At 66.7% G+C, this 18,646-nt stretch carries 16 protein-coding genes; 15 read left to right on the top strand and 1 reads right to left on the bottom strand.

The annotated features are described in order from the left end of the window. Position 1 precedes the first annotated feature (1 nt). The gene (locus ABQE89_RS13300; protein WP_448417178.1) at positions 2-1,291 is read right to left on the bottom strand and encodes a TetR/AcrR family transcriptional regulator; all 1,290 of its coding nucleotides are present in this window, start codon (positions 1,289-1,291) and stop codon (positions 2-4) included. Positions 1,292-1,631: 340 nt separating this feature from the next. On the opposite strand from ABQE89_RS13300, the gene ABQE89_RS13295 reads away from it, so the two are divergent. From ABQE89_RS13295 to ABQE89_RS13225, 15 genes are all read left to right on the top strand, one after another. Continuing rightward, a complete protein-coding gene (locus tag ABQE89_RS13295) occupies positions 1,632-2,855 on the top strand; it encodes a cytochrome P450 (protein ID WP_448417176.1) in 1,224 nt (407 codons plus the stop codon). Positions 2,856-3,008: 153 nt separating this feature from the next. After that, a complete protein-coding gene (locus ABQE89_RS13290; protein ID WP_448417174.1) occupies positions 3,009-4,700 on the top strand; it encodes a nitric oxide reductase activation protein NorD in 1,692 nt (563 codons plus the stop codon). Between the two features lie 63 nt (positions 4,701-4,763). Beyond that, entirely contained in the window at positions 4,764-5,570 is an 807-nt protein-coding gene (locus ABQE89_RS13285) for a CbbQ/NirQ/NorQ/GpvN family protein (RefSeq protein WP_448417172.1), read from the top strand. A gap of 79 nt (positions 5,571-5,649) precedes the next feature. Further along, complete coding sequence (locus ABQE89_RS13280; protein ID WP_448417170.1) at positions 5,650-6,762, top strand: ABC transporter substrate-binding protein; 1,113 nt, start codon at positions 5,650-5,652, stop codon at positions 6,760-6,762. 3 nt (positions 6,763-6,765) lie between these two features. Then, a complete protein-coding gene (locus ABQE89_RS13275) occupies positions 6,766-7,914 on the top strand; it encodes a spirocyclase AveC family protein (protein WP_448417168.1) in 1,149 nt (382 codons plus the stop codon). Beyond that, positions 7,907-8,800: an SDR family oxidoreductase gene (locus tag ABQE89_RS13270; protein ID WP_448417166.1), complete on the top strand. Its 894-nt coding sequence runs from the start codon at positions 7,907-7,909 to the stop codon at positions 8,798-8,800. Before ABQE89_RS13275 ends, ABQE89_RS13270 begins: the two co-directional genes overlap by 8 nt. A gap of 19 nt (positions 8,801-8,819) precedes the next feature. Continuing rightward, positions 8,820-10,265, top strand: coding sequence for an aldehyde dehydrogenase family protein (locus ABQE89_RS13265; protein ID WP_448417210.1), 1,446 nt, complete (start codon positions 8,820-8,822; stop codon positions 10,263-10,265). 11 nt (positions 10,266-10,276) lie between these two features. Continuing rightward, positions 10,277-11,488 carry a cytochrome P450 gene (locus tag ABQE89_RS13260; protein ID WP_448417164.1) on the top strand — a complete coding sequence of 404 codons (1,212 nt, stop codon included), beginning with the start codon at positions 10,277-10,279 and terminating at the stop codon, positions 11,486-11,488. Then, positions 11,488-12,408: an SDR family NAD(P)-dependent oxidoreductase gene (locus ABQE89_RS13255; RefSeq protein ID WP_448417162.1), complete on the top strand. Its 921-nt coding sequence runs from the start codon at positions 11,488-11,490 to the stop codon at positions 12,406-12,408. The genes ABQE89_RS13260 and ABQE89_RS13255 overlap by 1 nt, the downstream gene beginning before the upstream one ends. After that, complete coding sequence (locus ABQE89_RS13250; protein ID WP_448417160.1) at positions 12,405-13,676, top strand: cytochrome P450; 1,272 nt, start codon at positions 12,405-12,407, stop codon at positions 13,674-13,676. The genes ABQE89_RS13255 and ABQE89_RS13250 overlap by 4 nt, the downstream gene beginning before the upstream one ends. 84 nt (positions 13,677-13,760) lie before the next feature. Next, positions 13,761-14,639, top strand: coding sequence for a mycofactocin-coupled SDR family oxidoreductase (locus ABQE89_RS13245; RefSeq protein WP_448417158.1), 879 nt, complete (start codon positions 13,761-13,763; stop codon positions 14,637-14,639). 309 nt (positions 14,640-14,948) lie between these two features. Beyond that, a complete protein-coding gene (locus ABQE89_RS13240; RefSeq protein ID WP_448417208.1) occupies positions 14,949-15,215 on the top strand; it encodes a hypothetical protein in 267 nt (88 codons plus the stop codon). Positions 15,216-15,257: 42 nt separating this feature from the next. Then, positions 15,258-15,602, top strand: coding sequence for a heme-binding protein (locus ABQE89_RS13235; RefSeq protein WP_448417156.1), 345 nt, complete (start codon positions 15,258-15,260; stop codon positions 15,600-15,602). A 78-nt stretch (positions 15,603-15,680) separates the two neighbouring features. Continuing rightward, positions 15,681-16,454 carry an HAD-IIA family hydrolase gene (locus ABQE89_RS13230; protein ID WP_448417154.1) on the top strand — a complete coding sequence of 258 codons (774 nt, stop codon included), beginning with the start codon at positions 15,681-15,683 and terminating at the stop codon, positions 16,452-16,454. Between the two features lie 19 nt (positions 16,455-16,473). Beyond that, complete coding sequence (locus tag ABQE89_RS13225; RefSeq protein ID WP_448417152.1) at positions 16,474-18,642, top strand: thiamine pyrophosphate-dependent enzyme; 2,169 nt, start codon at positions 16,474-16,476, stop codon at positions 18,640-18,642. Positions 18,643-18,646: the final 4 nt, after the last annotated feature.

Here is an 18,646-nt window from a genome sequence, read left to right as displayed (position 1 = left end):
GCTAGTCGGTGCGGTTGGCCACGCCGCGCAACATGGTGTCACGCACGTGAATCAGCGAGGCGCGGGTCCCGATGTCGTGAAGGATGTTCTCCGGTATCCATGCCACGCCGATGACACAGCGTGCCAGCATCTCGTTCGACGGACTGTCGATCTTGATATCGCCGGTCCGAATACCCTCGGCGAGGAGCGATTTCATCTGCCGAACACGTTTGGTGAACAGCCAGGCGATATTCGGGGTGTCGGGCGGCGACTGTCGCATCCAGGCCAGCTGTATCCGGAACTCGTCGCCGAATCGGTAGAGCGCGTTGGTGTGGATCCAGCTGAGCGCGTCGAGCTTTTCGATGGGTGAGGCATCCGAGCGCAGCACGTTGGTCCAGCCCACGCCGGCGATCTTCTCGCTGAACGACTGCATGATCGACGCCAGCAGCTCTTCTTTCGAGCCGATCAACCGGTACACCGTTCCGGTGCCGAGGCCGACCGCCGACGCGATGTCGCGGATGGTGGTGACCTCGTAACCCTTGCGGCCGAACTCGGCTCGCGCGACGGCGCGTACGTGGGCGGCCTTGTCGTCGCGGGCGTCCGCGCTGTCGTCGGCCCACGACCGCACGACTTCGTCGGCGGCGATGAAGGCCGCGGATCGGTCGAGTTCGTCGTCGGTGGGCGGCACGCTGGCCAGCCCGCCGAGCAGGATTCGGCACAGTAACGTGGCGACCTTGTCGGCCCCGGCGGTGTGCCGGATGACGTCGAGGCCCACCTGCAGCATGGTCTGCACGATGCGGTCCGCGAGGATGGTCAGGTCGAGGTCGGACCGCAGGTAGCCGCTCCACCGGGCGGCGCGCAGGGTCTGCGCCATCGCCTCGAGGATCGCCGTCGGGCGGCGCTGGGCGAGGGCGGCCAACTCGGGGTTGGACGTCGGCGCCTCGTAGAACGTCATCTGCAGCGCCGCGCGATGGGTGACGGCGCACTGCGCGATCGCCGAGCCGAGATCCACGATGCGGTCGAAAGCCGACAGCGACGACGGGTCGTCCAACTGGTCCTGGGCCTGCTCGGCAATGCGGTCGAGATCGTCGTGATAGCGCCGCAGCAGCTCGACGAGGATGGCTTCCTTGGATTCGAAATGGTGATAGAGGCTGCCGGGAAGGATTCCCGCGGCGTCGGCGATCTCCTGCAGCGACGTGCGCAGACCCGAGGTGGCGATGAGCAACGCAGCAGTCTGCAGAATTTCGGTGCGTCGCGTGCCGTCGTCGTACGCGTGGCCGACATGTTTCGGCGTCACCCGGGGACGCCCCACGACACCTCCACTGCTCCTGACTCCCGACTCGGCTTTCCCAACTGCCCGACCCAACGTTTGGTTAACGCTACCAGAAGCACGTGCTCGGTCTCCGTTCTCCGGCGCGCCGAATGCGCCGGTAGACGGGGTGCGGGTCGATGTCCATCAGCTGCGACGATAATGTGGAACAGATATTTGGTCAATCGAATCGGTGGCGGCTCCGGTACACGGCGTGCCTGCTCAGGCCGTTGACGGCCGGGGTTGAATCTGGCTAGGGTCTGAACAAAAGTTAGGTTTGCTTGTGGTTCAACAACGTACGGGAGAATGCATGGCCGATGAACGTGTTCGGTGAGGAGTCGCGATGACCGAACAACTCTCCGAGGGCGTCAAGGAGGCGCAGGCCCGCTTCGACGCGGGAATGGGCGCCGACGGAGACGCGTCACCGTATCCGATGCTCAAAGAGCTACGGGCCAAAGCGCCGGTGCACCCTGGCTGGCCCGAGATGGGCATCGTGGAGAATCCTGCCGAGGGGCAACAGATCTTCACGGCGTACTCGTTCGATGCGGTGAAGGCCGTCTTCACCGACAACACGACGTTCAGCACGCGCTGTTACGAGGCGATCGTCCGCCCACTGCAGGGGCCGACGATTCTGGAGATGCAGGAACCGGAACATCAGGTGTACCGGCGGCTGCACGAGTTCGCGTTCGCCCGCTCGTCGATGCGGCGGTGGGAATCCGAACTGGTGGGCCCGCTCGTGGCTCGTACGGTCGACCGGATACGTGAGGCCAAGCGCGCCGACCTGGTGGAACAGGTGTTCATGCCCATCCCGGTGCGCATCATTGCCGCGTTGCTCGGCCTGCCGGAGACCGATATCGCCGAATTTCACCGACTCGCAATCGATCTGCTCGGCTTCCACTCCGACATGGACACCGCGCTGCGAGCGTCGGCTCAGCTCAAGGAGTACTTCGTCGGAATCCTCGCAGAGCGTCGCCGCGAACCCCGCGACGACATGGTCAGCGTGCTGGCCCAGGCCGAGATCGACGGCGTACGGATGTCCGACGAGCAGATCTACGGCTTCATGCGCAACCTGTTGCCTGCAGGCGCCGAGACCACCTCGCGGTCCACGGCGAGCCTGGCTTTCGGCTTGTTGACGCATCCCGAGCAAGGCGCCGCGGTAATCGCCGACCGAGATCTTCTCCCGCAGGCGATCGAGGAGGGCATCCGCTGGGAGACTCCGCTGCTGAACTTCATGCGCGAGACCACCTGCGACGTCGAGTTCTACGGGCATCACATCCCGGAAGGCTCGACGGTGTCGGTCAACCTCGGCGCTGCCAACCACGACGAGAGCCGGTGGGAGCGTCCGGAGGATTTCGACATCTTTCGGGAACGCAAGCCGCACATCGGCTTCGGTCATGGCGCCCACGTTTGCCTTGGTATGCACCTGGCACGGCTGGAGAGCATGACGATCTTCAACGCGCTCTTCGACAAGCTGCCCGGTCTGCGGTTGGATCCTGATGCGCCGCGGCCGTATGTGACCGGCATGTACTTCCGCTCCCCGCCCCACCTCCACGTGGTCTGGGACTAATCCCGCGAGCAGACGCAAAGTGTGCGCGACACGCCGTGGTAGCGCGGAATTAGCGTCTGCTCGCGAGGAATCGTTCGGTGCCCTCCGCCGATTGACGACCGGTGGTGCCGGACTCTACGGTGGAACAGATATTTGGTCAACGAGGCAGGTGACGTGCACGGTTCGACCACAGCCGACGACGGTGACGGGCCGCATCCGCTGGCGCTGCTCGCATCCGCGCTGGCTGGGCGCACGGTCGCGGTCCGGCCGACGGCGCCCGGCGAACCGGCATGGACCGATGGCACCTCGATCTATCTCGACACCTGCGCCGACGCACGCGATCAACTCGAAGCGTTGACGGTGCAGGCCTCGCTGCTGGCCGGTGGCAGCCTGGAGCCCGATTTGGTTCGCCAATTGCTGCGCCGACCCGCGCTGGCCAGGCGCTACCTGTCGATCGAGGGCCAGCGCGCACTGACGGCTAACGACGACCTTCTGCCCACGCACACTCGCGTCCTCGTCGACTGTGACCTTGTGGCGCAACCGAAATCACCCACCGAATCGCTGACCCTGGCCGCCCGGCGAAACTCCGCGGCAGACCCGCCGAAGAGCTTCGGTGTCATCAAGGCGCGACACCTGTTGAGCGCCCGTGCGGCCGCCGCTCGCGCCGATGCCCAGAGCGCCCACGCACCACGGCGGGAGTCGCGCAAGGAACTGGAGGAACTCGACGAGGACGCCGCAGCCGAGGAGGAGCTGGCGGACCCGTTCTCCAGCCCGGTCGGAGGCGGGGGGTTCGTCGGCCAGCTGCTGGCGCGGATGATGAACCGGATCCGCCAGCTCAACGGCGGTGGAACGCCCGGCGCGGATACACCGACTCACAAGACGCGCAAGGGAAGTCGCGCGGCGGGCGCGGTGACGTCGGTGGCTTCCGGGCTGTCCGGCACGGAGTTCGCCGACGACACCAAGGGCGAGGGCAGAAAGTACCCGGAGTGGGACGTGCACCGGAGGCGATACCGGCCCGATTGGTGCACCGTGCACGAGATCGAGCCGCCGCTCAACAATGAGAAGCCGTTGGCGCGCCCGGATGTGCATTCGCTGCGCCGACCGCTGACCCGCCTTGGCATCGGACTGGACCGCGCTCACCGTCAGACCCAGGGCGACGACCTCGATATCGACGCCGCCGTGGAGGCCCGCGTCGAGCTGCTCGCCGGGTCCGCGCCGGACGAGGCCGTGTACCTGGACAGCCTGCCCCGCCGTCGCGATCTGGCCGTGCTCGTGCTGCTCGACGTTTCCGGGTCGGCCGGAGAAGCCGGGACGGTGGAGGGCAATGTGCACGAGCAGCAACGCACCGCCGCCGCCGCGTTGACCATCGCGTTGCATGAACTCGGTGACCGGGTGGCCTTGTACGCCTACCAGTCTCAGGGGCGGGCCGCGGTGAATCTGCTACCGCTGAAGCGTTTCGACGATTCGTTGGACACGCTGGTAATGCGGCGACTGGCCGCACTGACCCCTGGCGCCTACTCCCGGTTGGGGGCAGCGATCCGGCACGGCACGTCGGTGATTGCCGAGAAGGCGGGCACCTCGCGCCGGCTGCTGCTCGTGGTGTCCGACGGACTGGCCTACGACCACGACTACGAACGGGCGTATGGGGCCGCCGACGCTCGTCGCGCACTCGCCGAGGCGCGCCGCCAAGGCATCGGCTGCCTGTGCCTGACCATCGGGGCGGCCACCGACACCGGCGAGCTGCGCAAGGTGTTCGGCAGCGCGGCACACGCCTCGATACCCAAACCGGCGCGGTTGGGCGACGTCATCGGGCCTCTGTTCCGCGCCGCGTTGCGCACCGCCGACCTCCGCCGTCGAGTGTCATGACAGCAAGTCTTGAACCAAACATCTGTTCCGAGCTAGGCTGCCGAGGAACCAGAAGGGGAAACGATGCCGGTTAAGCCGCCGCGACCGTACTACGTGCCCGTCGGTAACGAAGAGGACGTGTTCAAAGCGGCCTACCGCCAGGGCTTGTCGGTCGTGTTGAAGGGTCCGACGGGCTGCGGCAAGACCCGTTTCGTCGAGGCGATGGCGCACGATCTGGACCGGCCGCTGGTGACCGTCTCCTGCCACGACGACCTGACGACCGCGGACCTGGTGGGGCGGTTCCTGCTGCGGGGCGGGGAGACCGAATGGGTCGACGGACCGTTGACCCGGGCGGTGCGCGAGGGCGCGATCTGCTATCTCGACGAGGTCGTCGAAGCCCGCCAGGACACCACGGTCGTGCTGCATCCGCTGGCCGACCACCGGCGGCAACTGCCGATCGAGAGGCTCGGTATCACGCTGGACGCGGAGCCGGGCTTCTGCCTGGTCGTCTCGTACAACCCCGGCTATCAGAGCGTGCTCAAAGACCTCAAGGACTCGACTCGCCAGCGCATGGTCGCCATCGAATTCGGGTTTCCCACCCCGGATGTCGAAGAGAAGATCGTCGCCAACGAGGCCGGGATCGACCACGAGCGGGCGGCCGAACTCGTCCGGCTCGGCCAGGCGATCCGCCGGCTGGAGACAGGGGGGCTGCGGGAGGTGGCGTCGACGCGGGTGCTGATCGCCGCGGGACGGCTGATCGCCGAAGGGCTCGGCCCACGCAGTGCGGCGCGTGCGGCGATCGCCGGTCCGCTGACCGACGACTCGGCGGTGACGCGCGGACTGATCGAGATGATCGACGCCTACCTGGACGACGACGCGGCCGGTGATTGACGGTGAGGGACCGCCTCGCTAGGGTCTGAACAAATATTAGGTTTCGAGCGAGGCCGCTGCGCCCGCGCACGGAGGTGGCATGTCATACGAGAGCACCGCGGAGCCGATCAAGTTCGGATACCTGATGGACTTCAAGTTGCCGGACCTCTATCCGCAGGAGATGAAGGAGGATCTGTCCAATCCCTTCGAGCTGATCTTCGCCGAAGCGGTGGCCGAAGGGCTGATCGACCGCCCCATCCAGGTCATCTACCGAGAAGTCGAGGGGTTGCCGAAGGGTTCGGTGAAGGCGGTGATCGACGCCTACGGCGAGCTCGTCGACGAAGGCTGTCTCGCGGTGTTCGGGCCGCACATCAGCGACAACTGCGTGCCGACCCGCGAGGCCATCGAGGAGAGGTTCCGAGTACCCGCGCTGTCGGTCACGGGCAGCGACGAATGGCTGGGGGAGTGGACGTTTTCCTTCCCGCAGGGATCGCTGACGGACGAGCCGATCTTCTGGAGTGACCTGCTGGCCAAAGGCGGCCACAGCGAGGTGGGCGTGCTCATCGAACGGTCGCTGATCGGCGAGACCTATCTGCAGAACTTCCGCAATGCGTGTCGCCGCAGGGGCATTCGCATCGTCGCCGAGGCAACGATCGCACAGACCGCGCAGGACGTCAGCGAGGCGGTCCGCACGCTCCACGACGCCAAGGCGCAGGCCATCGTGCACTGCGGTTTCGGCTTCGGCATCGTGTTCGTCAACCCGGCACTGGAAGCGCTCGACTGGGATCCACCGCGATTCACCAGCACCGCGTTCCAGAACGCCTGGATCAACCCCATCATGTGGAACGCGTTTCTGGGCTGGACCGGCGTCGACCAGTACGACGAGGGCAATGCCGTCGGGCAACGGTTTCTGGACAAATACCAGCAGAAGTTCGGCCGCCGTCCGGAGTACTGCGTCCCCGTGGTGAACCACGACGTCGCCAACGCGCTGCTGCGCGCGTGCATCGACGCCCACCCGCTGAGCCCACGGGGCATCAAGGAGGCCCTGGAGAGGGTGAAGATGATGCCCGCCGCCGCGGGTGCACCCGGCACCCGGGTGTCGTTCGGCAACTGGACCCGCCGGGCCTGGATGGGCGCCGGCTATCTGGTCGCGCGCCATTTGGACCCCGACGGAATCAACTCGCATCTCGTCGACCGCTTCGGTGAGGAGTAGGAAGTGACCACAGAGAAAACCGAAGTCGAGAGCTCTCCACCTGCCAGCGGTCCCGCGCGACCCCCTTGGTGGGGCCCCGCATTGGGCGCCTTGGCTTTCGTGGCCGTCGGTGTGTTCTTCGCTGCCAACGCGCGCAAGGGAATTGGGTCACCGCGGGTGGCCAATCCCGAGGTCGAGGGCACCCCGCGACCGGTCGAGCCGTTGTTCGGCTTCACCAACTGGCTGACGATCCTGGAAGTCTTCACCGTCATCACGATGGCCGTCATCATCGTGCTGTGGGTCCTGAACTACCGGCGCAATCCACACAACCCGACGCTGCTGATGGCGATCGTCACCACGTTGATCGTGTGGCAGGACCCGATCATGAACTGGTCGCCGTTCGCGGTCTACAACCCGCAACTGTGGCACCTGCCCGAGGACTGGCCGCTGGTGTCATTGTCGCCGACGGTCGAGCCGTTCGTGGTCCTGGGCTACGTCATGTTCTATCTCGGGCCGTACTTCCCGGCGATCTGGATTCTGCGGAAGCTGCAGGCGCGCAGGCCCGTCGACTCATTCGTCTGGCGTCACCCACTGATCAGCCTGGCCGCGATCATCTTCCCCATCGGGGTGATCCTGGACGCGGCGCTGGAGATCACCCTGGTGCGCACGGGCATGTACATCTACTCGCAGGTGCCGGCGTGGGGGTCGATCTTCACCGGTGAACCGCACCAGTTCCCGCTGATCTGGGAAGTGGTCGCCGTGACATTCGTGATGATCCCGGCCGGGGTGCTGCTCTACCGCGACGACACCGGCCGCACGGTCGCCGAGAAGCTCGCGCAGCGGGCCCGCATCTTCGTCAACCGGCCGAAGCTGGGCATGTTCATCGTGATGTTCGTGATCATCAACGTCGCCTACTTCTGCTACGGCGGCCTGTTCGCGATCGTCAAGGCGACCAAGATCTCCACGTCGGTGGCGTGCCCGTGGCCGTATCCGGAGACGAAAGTCTATGACCCGCAGGGCTTCTACGAAAAGAACGGGCAGGAGGGCCCGTACTCGTTGGGCATCATGTCGACCTGGATGAGCGGTCAGCCCAACGGCAGACCAGACGTTCAGCTCGGCGAAGTCAGTGACAGGTGCGCGCCGCAGAACGCGCCAGCGAACCAGGATGGGTGAGCCGCGCGCCGTCGTCATCACCGGCGCCTCTCGGGGCCTCGGCTTGGCCTCCGCGACCCACCTCTACCGGCAGGGGTGGACGGTGGTGGCCGCCATGCGCTCCGTCGATGCCGGCCTGGAGCGGCTGCGCGAGGCCACCGGCGCAGCGCCCGAGGATCCGCGCCTGCTCGGCGTCGCTCTCGATCTGACGGACTCCGCCTCGATCACCTCGGCCGCCAAGGCGATCGAGGAAGCAGTCGGTGCGCCGTACGCAGTGGTGCACAACGCCGGCATCTCCGCGGCGGGGATGGTCGAGGAGACACCGGGCAACCTGTGGGAGCGGATGTTCGCGACGACCGTGTTCGGCCCCGTCGCATTGACCGCGGCGCTGCTGCCGGCCATGCGCGAGGCGAGGCGAGGTCGGATCGTGTTGGTCTCGAGCCAGCAGGCCGTGTGGGGGATGCCCGCGACGGCACCGTATTCGGCGGCGAAGGGCGCGTTGGAGCGGTGGGGCGAGGCGATGGCCGGCGAGGTGGCGCCCTTCGGGATCGGGGTGACGATCCTGGTGACGGGGGTGTACGACACCGAGATCATCACCGACGCGGGCACCACGGACTGCCGGGATCTGCAGGGCCCCTACGCCCGTCACCACAGCACCATGGACAAGCGCGGGCGCGCCGCGGTGAAAAAAGCCGCGCGCTCACCGGACAAGTTCGCGGTGACCCTGGCCAAAGCACTCGACAGTTCGGCACCCTTCGTCAGACAGTCGGCCGGGCCGTCTGCCCGGATACTGATGATCGCCAACCGGCTGCTGCCTTCGGCGTGGCTGCATCAGATGATCCGGCTGACGCTTGGCTTACCGCGATTCGGCGGTCTGGCACAAAAGAAAGGCGACAACGATGCCTGAGGTTCGATTCGAACAGAAGATGATGGTCGACGGCAAGCTCGTCGACGGCGAGTCCGGCACCTTCACCAACATCAACCCGGCCACCGAAGAGGTGCTCGGCGAGGTCGCCGACGCGTCGAAGGCGGACATGCACCGCGCTATCGACGCGGCCAGGCGGGCGTTCGACGAGACCGACTGGTCCACCAACCACGCCTTCCGGCAACGCTGTCTGCTGCAACTGCAGGAGGCGTTGGAATCCGAACAGGAGGAACTGCGCGAAGAACTGATCCTGGAGGTCGGGTGCCCCCGCGCCATCACCCACGGACCGCAACTGGACGCCCCGCTGGCCGACGCGCTGAGATACCCGGCCAAGCTGATCGACGAATACCCTTGGGAGACTGCGCTCGGCGACGCGTTCGTGTCGGTCACCGGGATGAACACCACACGCAGGGTGTGGCGGGAGCCTGCCGGGGTGGTCGGTGCGATCGTGCCGTGGAATTTTCCCTTCGAGGTGACGATCCAGAAGATCGGGCAGGCGCTAGGAACGGGCTGCACCGTCGTGCTCAAACCGGCGCCCAACACCCCGTACAACGCGACCCGGCTGGGCAGGCTGATCGCCGAGAATACCGACATCCCGCCCGGCGTGGTCAACGTCGTCACCGCGTCCGACCATTTCGTCGGTGAAGAGCTCACGCTGTCGCCGAAGGTCGACCTGATCTCGTTCACCGGGTCCACCGCGGTCGGCAGGCGCATCATGGAAAAGGGTGCGGCGACGATGAAGCGGCTGTTCCTGGAACTCGGCGGCAAGTCCGCGACGATCGTGCTGGAGGACGCCGACTTCGCCCTCGGGTGCATGATGGGTATCGCCCCGTGTATGCACGCCGGCCAGGGGTGCGCCAACCCCACCCGGCTGCTGCTGCCGCGGTCGCGCTACGACGAGGGTGTCGAGATTCTCAAGGGAATCTACGAGGGTGTCGCACCGGGTGATCCGCAGGACCCCGCCACTGTGTGCGGTCCGGTGATCTCCGACAAACAGCGGGCCCGCATCCGCGGGTACATCGAGAAGGGCATCGACGAGGGCGCGCGGATGCTTGTCGGCGGACCCGAACAACCCGACGGGCTGAACAAGGGATTCTTTGTCAAGCCAACGCTTTTCGTCGATGTCGACAACTCGATGACCATCGCGCAGGAAGAGATCTTCGGTCCGGTGCTCGCGGTCATCCCCTACGAGGACGAGGATGACGCCGTGCGCATCGCCAACGACTCCGAGTACGGACTCGCCGGCAACGTGATGGCCGGGACGCTCGACCATGCGCTGGCCGTCGCCAGGCGTCTGCGTGCCGGCTTCATCGGCATCAACGGCGCGGCCGGGTACGGCGCCGACACGCCGTTCGGCGGGTACAAGGCCAGCGGCGTCGGACGCCAGAACGGCACCGCAGGCTTCGACCAGTACACCGAGGTCAAGTCCGTCGCCTTCCCCGCGTAAGGAGTACGCCCGTGCAGCTTTTCGACGACCTCGAGGACTTCGGGGAGTTCGACGACTTCGTGTCGGGGGACGTGCGCGATCCCCACACCGAACTCGCCCGGCTAGCCCGCGAGGAGCCCGTCCAGAAGATCGAGATCCCCGGCATTCCCGGCGAAGAGGGCAAGCCCGTCATCATGGTGTACCGCTACGACGAGGCACAGCAACTGCTGAGGGACAACGAGACCTTTTCGTCGGAGATCATCATCCAGGCGTTCGGAGACGTCTTCGGTAAACATGTGATACTCGGCATGGACGAACCCGAGCACGGCCGTCACCGTGCCCTGGTGGCAAAGGCGTTCTCGCAGAAGGCGTTGGCCCGCTGGGAAGACACGCTGGTGAACAAGGTCGGCGACGCGCTGATCGACCGCTTCGCCGACCGGGGCAGTGCCGAGCTGACCAAGGAGTTCACCTTCCCGTACCCGACATTGGTCATCGCCGGGCTGCTCGGGCTGCCGCAGGAGGATTACGCCCAATTCCAGAGGTGGTCGATCTCGCTGCTGTCGTTCACCGTCAACCCCGAACGTGGTCGCGAAGCCTCGCAGGCGCTGGCCGACTACTTCCGCCCGATCCTCGACGCTCGCCGTGCCGAACCTCGCGACGATCTGATCAGCGGGCTGGCGGACGCCGAGATCGACGGGGAGAAACTCTCGGACGAGGAGATCTTCTCGTTTCTTCGCCTGCTGCTGCCCGCCGGCGTCGAAACGACTTATCGCGCACTGGGTAACCTGCTGTTCGGTCTGCTGACCCATCCCGAGCAACTCGACGCGATGCGCACCGACCGGTCGCTGATCCCACAGGCGATCGAGGAGGCGGTGCGGTGGGAGCCGCCGCTGATCATGATCACCCGGGTGGCCACCCGCGACACCGAACTCGGCGGAGTGCAGATCCCCGCAGGCTCGTCGGTGATGCCGGTGCTCGGCGCGGCCAACCGGCAGCAGGAACGCTACGTGGATCCCGCCCAGTTCGACATCTTCCGCGAGGCCAAGTCCAACATCGGGTGGGGCCACGGCGTGCACGTGTGCCTGGGCATGCATCTGGCGCGCATGGAGATGCGGGTGGCGCTGAACCTGCTGCTCGACCGGTTGCCGAACCTGCGAATGGATCCGGTCGCCGATACGTACATCCGCGGGCAGGTGTTCCGGTCGCCGACGTCGGTGCCGGTCGTGTTCGACGTGGCGCGCTGATGGACGAACTGCGTTTCGACGACAGGGTGGCGGTGGTCACCGGTGCCGGCCGGGGCATCGGCCGCGCCCACGCGCTGCTGCTGGCGGCCAAGGGCGCCCGGGTGGTGGTGGCCGACTGCGGCGTGGACATCGGCGGGGACGGCGCCTCATCCGCGCCTGCCGATGCCGTCGTCGACGAAATCGTCAGCGCGGGAGGGCATGCCGTGGCGTGCTATGCCTCGGTCGCCGACGAGCAGGGCGCCCGATCCGTCGTCGATACCGCCCTCGATGCATATGGCCGCATCGACGCGGTCATCAACAACGCCGGCATTCACGATCCCGGGTTGTTCGACACGTTGTCGGTCGAGCGGTTTCGCCGCATGCTCGACGTTCACTTCTACGGAACGCTTTGCGTCTCGCGCGCGGCGTGGCCTCACCTCGTCAACGCGGGATACGGCCGCATCGTCAACACCGTGTCCGAAGCCATGCTCGGCGGCATCCCCGAACTGACCAGTTACGGCTCGGCGAAGGGAGCCGTGTTCGGTCTGACCCGCAACCTGGCCACCGAAGGTCTTGCGCACGCCATCCGCGTCAACGCGCTGGCTCCGCGCGCCTACACCCGTATGTCGGCGTCCCAAGGCGGGCAGTTGGCGGAACTCTTCGGCTTGTCCTCCGACGTCATGGACGAGATCAACGCCAGCATGCCGCCCGAATTGTGCGCTCCGGCTGCGGCTTTCCTCGCTCACGAGTCATGTCCGCTCACCGGCGAGGTGTTGCTGACCGGCATGGGCGGGGTCTCGCGGCTGGCCGTCATCCGCACCGAAGGGATCTCCAAGACACCGCTGACCGCAGAGGGCATCGCCGAGCACCTTGACCAGATCATGGCCGTCGACGGCCTGCGTAACGCCTATGTGACCGAATCAACCAGGAGCGTGATGTGACCGATTTCGAAACGGTGGACTTCTTCACCGACGAAAGCCTTGTGCCCGATCCCTATCCGTACTTCGACCACCTGCGGTCGAAATGCCCTGTCACACCGGCCACACCGCTGAACGTGTTGGCCGTCACCGGATACGAAGAGGCACTTGAGGTCTACAAGGACCCCGCGTTCTCGTCGTGTATCGCGGTGGCCGGACCGTTCTCGGGGCTGCCCTTCGGGCCCGGCGGCCACGACGACGTCACGGAGCTGATCGAGGCGCACCGTGACCAGGTGCCGATGGCCGAACACATCACCACCCAGGACCCGCCGCTACACACCCGCACCCGCGGATTGCTGAACAAGCTCATCACCCCGAAGCGTCTCAAGGAGAACGAGGACTTCATGTGGCGGCTGGCCGACCGTCAGCTCGACACCTTCATCGACCGCGGCAGCGCCGAGTTCCTCGAGGACTACGCGAAACCGTTCTCGCTGCTGGTCATCGCCGACCTGCTCGGTGTGCCCGCCGTAGACCACGACGAGTTCAAGGCCGCGTTCGCGCTCGAGACCGTCGGAGAACTCGGTAAGGAGGCGCCTACGTCGCACAATCCGCTGCAATGGCTCAACGAGAGGTTCCACGCCTACATCGAGGACCGCAGGCGCGCGCCGCGCGAGGACGTGCTGACCGAACTGGCGCAGGCCAAATACGAGGACGGCTCCACCCCCGAGATCGAGGACGTGATGAACCTGTCGACGTTCCTGTTCGCCGCGGGCACCGAGACCACCACCAAGCTCGTCAGCTCGGCGGTCCGCATCATCGGCGAGCAACCGCACCTGCAGGCCGCGTTGCGTGCGGACCGCAGCGGTATCCCGGCCTTCCTCGAGGAGACGCTTCGGATCGAGAGCCCGGTCAAGGCCCACTTCCGGCTGGCCCGCACGACGACTACCGTCGGCGAGGTGAAGGTTCCCGCGGGCACGACGGTGATGCTGCTTCCCGGCGCGTGCAACCGTGACGAGCGCAAGTTTTCCGACCCCCACACCTTCCGTCCCGACCGCCCCAACGTGCGCGAACAGATCGCCTTCATCAGGGGTGTGCACTCGTGCCCCGGGGCGCCGTTGGCCCGGGCGGAGGGCCGGATCTCGCTGAACAGGATCCTCGACCGGATGGGTGACATCCGCATCTCCGAGGAGCATCACGGCCCGGCCGGCGACCGTCGCTACACCTACGAACCGACGTTCATCATGCGCGGCCTCGGCGAACTGCACATCAGGTTCACCCCACTGACCCCATAGACGCGAGCAGACGCAGAATGGCGCGACACGCCGACGAACTGTGACAGTCTGCGTCTGCTCGCCAGAGATATAAGGAGGAACGGCATGGCCGGAAGGCTGGACGGCAAGGTCGCTTTCATCACTGGAGCGGCGCGAGGGCAGGGCCGTGCCCATGCGATCGCGATGGCCAAGGAAGGCGCCGACATCATCGCGATCGACATCTGTCGGCAGATCGAATCGAACCCGTATCCGCTGGCGACTCCGGACGACCTGTCGGAGACCGAGCGTCAGGTCAAGGAACTCGGCAGGCGGGTGGTGGCACGCATCGCCGACGTCCGCGAGCGCCACGAGTTGCGTGAGGCCGTCGAGGCCGGGCTGGCGGATCTGGGCAAGATCGACATCGTCGTGGCCAACGCGGGCATCCTGCCGATGGCGATGGGCAAACCCGACCCGTTGCATTTCGTCGACGCCTCCGACGTCGACCTGGTCGGTGTGATGAACACCGTGGCGGTGGTCATCCCGCACCTCGCCGACGGCTCTTCGGTGATCATCACCGGATCGACGGCCGGAATGATGCGCGGCACCACCGAGAACCCGACCATGGGACCGGGCGGCGCCGGCTATGCGTGGAGCAAGCGTGTCCTGCTGGAGTACGTCGACGAGATGTGTCTGCACCTGGCGCCGCGAATGATCCGGGTCAACGCGATCCATCCGACCAACTGCAACACCCATCTGCTGCAGAACGACGGCATGTACAGCATCTTCCGCCCGGATCTGGCCGGCGAGGGCAAGCAGCCCACGCGGGAGGACGCCGAACCGGTGTTCACCATCTTCCAGGCGATGCCGATTCCGTACGTCGAACCCGAGGACATCGCGAACCTCGGGGTCTTTCTGGCCAGCGACGAGAGCCGCTACATCACCGGGCAGCACATCCGCGTCGACGCCGGATCGCTGCTGAAGTGGCCCAACGGCCCCGGGGGTTAACCCGAATTTCACGCGGCCTCGGGGTTTCGGCCCCGGGGCCGGTGAACGCTTCCGCAATTCACGCGCCGCTGACAGCCTTTCGTTTGTTGTGAGCGCAAGAATTATCGGTCTGCGCAGAATCAATTTCGCGGAACGGCGGCCCATAGGAATGCATTAATCGCCGACGCCGCTCGATCGATGGAATTACTCTCAACCCATACCGGGATTCCGGGCATCGCGGGTAGGTGCACGCCAGGCCGTGCAGCGGCATCGAGCGAGGGGGCGGCCGTGAAACCGACACAGCGTTATCTGATTCTCGGGCTGGTGGCGATGATGACGCCTGTGGGTGTTTCTGTGGCGCCCTCGGCGTCGGCCGACTGCACGGGCGCCGGAGCCGCGACCGTTTGTGCACAGGGCACGGTGCGCGGCGGTGGGCCGAGCGCTCCAGTCGCGGGGCCGGTCTATCCCGGCTACTGCGCGGATCCCTGGTACTGCAGCGACGACTGGGGCCTCGACATCGTGCTCAACCCCAATCCTCCACGTCCCCCCGTCGACATCGGGCGCCCAGGCCGCCCCGGCGGCATCGGGCCGCGCTGAGCTGTTCCGCCCATTTCCGTCCATCCGAACAAGGAGCTTCCAGTGTTCTCTCGCAGTATCTTTGGCGCAGGCGTGATCGCCGGCGCGATGCTTTTCGGCGCAGCGGCAACAGCGGCCGCCGATCCGCCGAACTGCACGGCGGCCGATCTTGCCGGCGTGATGGCCGGAGTGTCCGCGGGGACGTCGTCCTATCTGTTCACCCACCCCGAGGTCAACGCCTTCTTCACCGGTCTGAAGGGCAAGCCGCGGGATCAGATGACGTCAGAGATCAAGTCGTACATGGACGCGCATCCGCAGGTCCGCGACGAACTCCGGGCTGTTCGGCAGGCGGCGGCCGACTTCCGCGATCGCTGTGACGTGGCGATGCCCGACCTGCCGATGGGCTGACATTTGGGAATCGCCGAACTCGGGGGTGTCGGGCCCGTTGCGTCTGCGTCCGGTATGCGGACCTGACAGACTGAGCCCGTGCGCTCACCACCGCAGTGTTGGCTGACCGATATGGACGGCGTGCTGGTCCGCGAGGAACACGCACTTCCCGGGGCTGCGGAGTTTCTTCAACGGCTGACCGACCGGCAGCGGCCGTTTCTGGTGTTGACCAACAACTCGATCTTCACGCCGCGGGATCTGTCCGCACGGTTGCTGCGGTCCGGGCTCAGCGTGCCCGAGGAGTCGATCTGGACCTCGGCGCTGGCCACCGCGACGTTCCTGTCCGATCAGCTGCCCGGCGGGTCGGCCTACGTCATCGGCGAGGCCGGCCTGACCACCGCACTGCACGCGGTGGGCTACACGCTCACCGACATCGAACCCGACTTCGTCGTGCTCGGCGAGACCAGGACCTACTCGTTCACCGCGATCACCCGGGCCATCCGGCTGATCCTTGGCGGCGCCCGGTTCATCGCCACCAACCCCGATGTCACCGGACCGTCCAGGGAAGGGCCGCTGCCGGCCACCGGTTCGGTGGCCGCGATGATCACCAAGGCCACCGGACGCGAGCCGTATTTCGTCGGCAAGCCCAACCCGATGATGTTCCGCAGCGCGATGAACCGGATCGAGGCGCATTCGGAGGTCACCGTGATGGTCGGTGACCGGATGGACACCGACGTCGTCGCCGGTATCGAGGCCGGGCTGGAGACCATCCTGGTGCTGACCGGGTCCACCAGCGCCGACGAAATCGAGCGGTACCCGTTCCGGCCCAGCCGGGTACTGCCGTCGATCGCCGAAGCGATCGAGTTGGTGTGACTCGCCAGGGCTGAGGGCGATGGCCGAACCCGTCGACGACCACTTCACCGCCGCGTGCTCCGCGATGGGCGCGCACACCCCGTCACGTCGATCCGCCGATGCGGCGTTGACCGACCGGGAACTGTTGGCGTTGTTCGATTCTCAACTCGGCAGTCGCCACGTCGACCTCGCGGCGAGGTGGTTGCGTGCGCAGGGCAGCGGCTACTACACCATCGGATCGTCGGGGCACGAGGGCAACGCGGCGGTGGCCGCGGCACTGCGGCCCACCGATCCCGCTCTGCTGCACTACCGTTCGGGTGCGTTCTTTCTGGCCCGCGCGGCGCAGGTGGGCGGCGGCGATCCACTGCGCGACATGCTGCTCGGGTTGCTGGCCGCCGCCGAGGAACCCATCGCCGGCGGCAGGCACAAGGTCTTCGGCCGTCACGACCTCCACATCATCCCGCAGACCTCGACCATCGCGTCGCATCTGCCGCGCGCGCTCGGCGTTGCGTTCTCCATCGCGCGGGCGGCAAAACTCGGCGTCCCATGCGCATGGGCCGACGACGCGGTGGCGGTGTGCAGTTTCGGCGACGCGTCGGTGAACCACTCCACCGCGGTGGGAGCGATCAACGCCGCCTTGCACGCGGCCTATCAGGGTGTTCCGATGCCGCTGCTGTGGGTCTGCGAGGACAACGGCATTGGGATCAGCGTCCGAACCCCGCGCGGGTGGATCGAACAGACGTATGCGAACCGGGACGGGCTGGCCTATTTCGCCGCCGACGGGTCAGATGTCGCGGCGACGTTCGAGGCGGCCACGGCCGCGGTCGCCCACGCGCGCAGCCGGCGTCGGCCCGCCTTCCTGCACCTGCGCATGGTGCGGTTGATGGGTCACGCCGGTTCCGACTACGAGCCGGCCTACCGTAGCCCCGCCGAGATCACCGCCGATCTCGACCGCGACCCGCTGTTGGGTACCGCCAAATATCTTGTCGTCCAGGGAGTTCTGACGCCTGCCGAGGTGCTCGACCGCTATGAGGACAAGCGTGCTGCGGTCACCGCACTGACCGAAAAGCTCAGCGGACACCGGCGTCTGGGCAGCGCGCAGGAGGTGATGCAACCGCTGCTGGCGGTGGGCGAGGATGTGCGCCACGCCGTGCCCGCGTCGCTTGCCGGCTGGGTCAAGGCCGGCGATTCCGAAGCGCCGATGACGGTGGCGCTGGCGATCAATCGCGCGCTGCACGACATCCTGGACCGGTACCCGGAGGCGATGGTGTTCGGACAGGACGTCGCACGCAAAGGCGGGGTGTACGGCGTCACCCGCGGCTTGCTGTCGGCGTCCAGTTCGGCGCGGGTGTTCGACACGCTGCTCGACGAGCAGTCGATCCTCGGGCTGGCGCTGGGGACGGGCATCTCGGGACTGCTGCCGATCCCGGAGATCCAGTACCTGGCGTATTTCCACAACGCCGCCGACCAGATCCGCGGGGAAGCGGCGACGCTGCAGTTCTTTTCGAACCGGCAGTACCGCAATCCGATGGTGGTACGGGTGGCTTGCTACGGCTACCAGCGAGGTTTCGGCGGACACTTCCACAACGACAATTCGATCGCGGCGATGCGCGACATCCCCGGTGTGGTGATCGCATCGCCTGCCCGCCCCGACGACGCGGCCGCGATGCTGCACACCTGCGCGGCGGCGGCCAGGGACGCCGGCGCGGTGTGCCTGTTCCTCGAACCCATCGCGCTCTATCACCTTCGGGACCTGTTCGACGACGGCGACGACGGCTGGCTCGCACCGTACCCGGCGGCGGGGGCAGCGGTGGGCCGCGCCCGCACGTACGGCGAGGGCACCGACCTGACCATCCTCACGTTCGGCAACGGGGTGCGGATGAGTCTGCGGGTGGCGCGCCGACTCCAGCCGGTCGGCATCGATGCCCGGGTGGTCGACCTGCGCTGGCTGGCGCCGCTACCGGTCGACGACATGCTGGCCGAGTCGCACGAGACCGGACGGGTGCTGATCGTCGACGAGACGCGCCGCACCGGGGGAGTGGGCGAAGGGGTGCTCGCCGCGCTGGTGGACAACGGCTTTGCCGGGCAGGTGCGACGGGTGGCCGGCGACGACAGCTTCATCCCGCTGGGTGACGCGGCGCTGCACGTGCTGCTCTCCGAGGACACGGTCGAAGCGGCGGCGCTCGAACTCGCCGGGCGCGGTGCTTGATAGC

Source organism: Mycolicibacterium sp. XJ1819 (assembly GCF_053483675.1).
The sequence above is the reverse complement of the archived record's forward strand: the minus strand, read 5'-3'. Positions and strand labels throughout refer to the sequence as shown.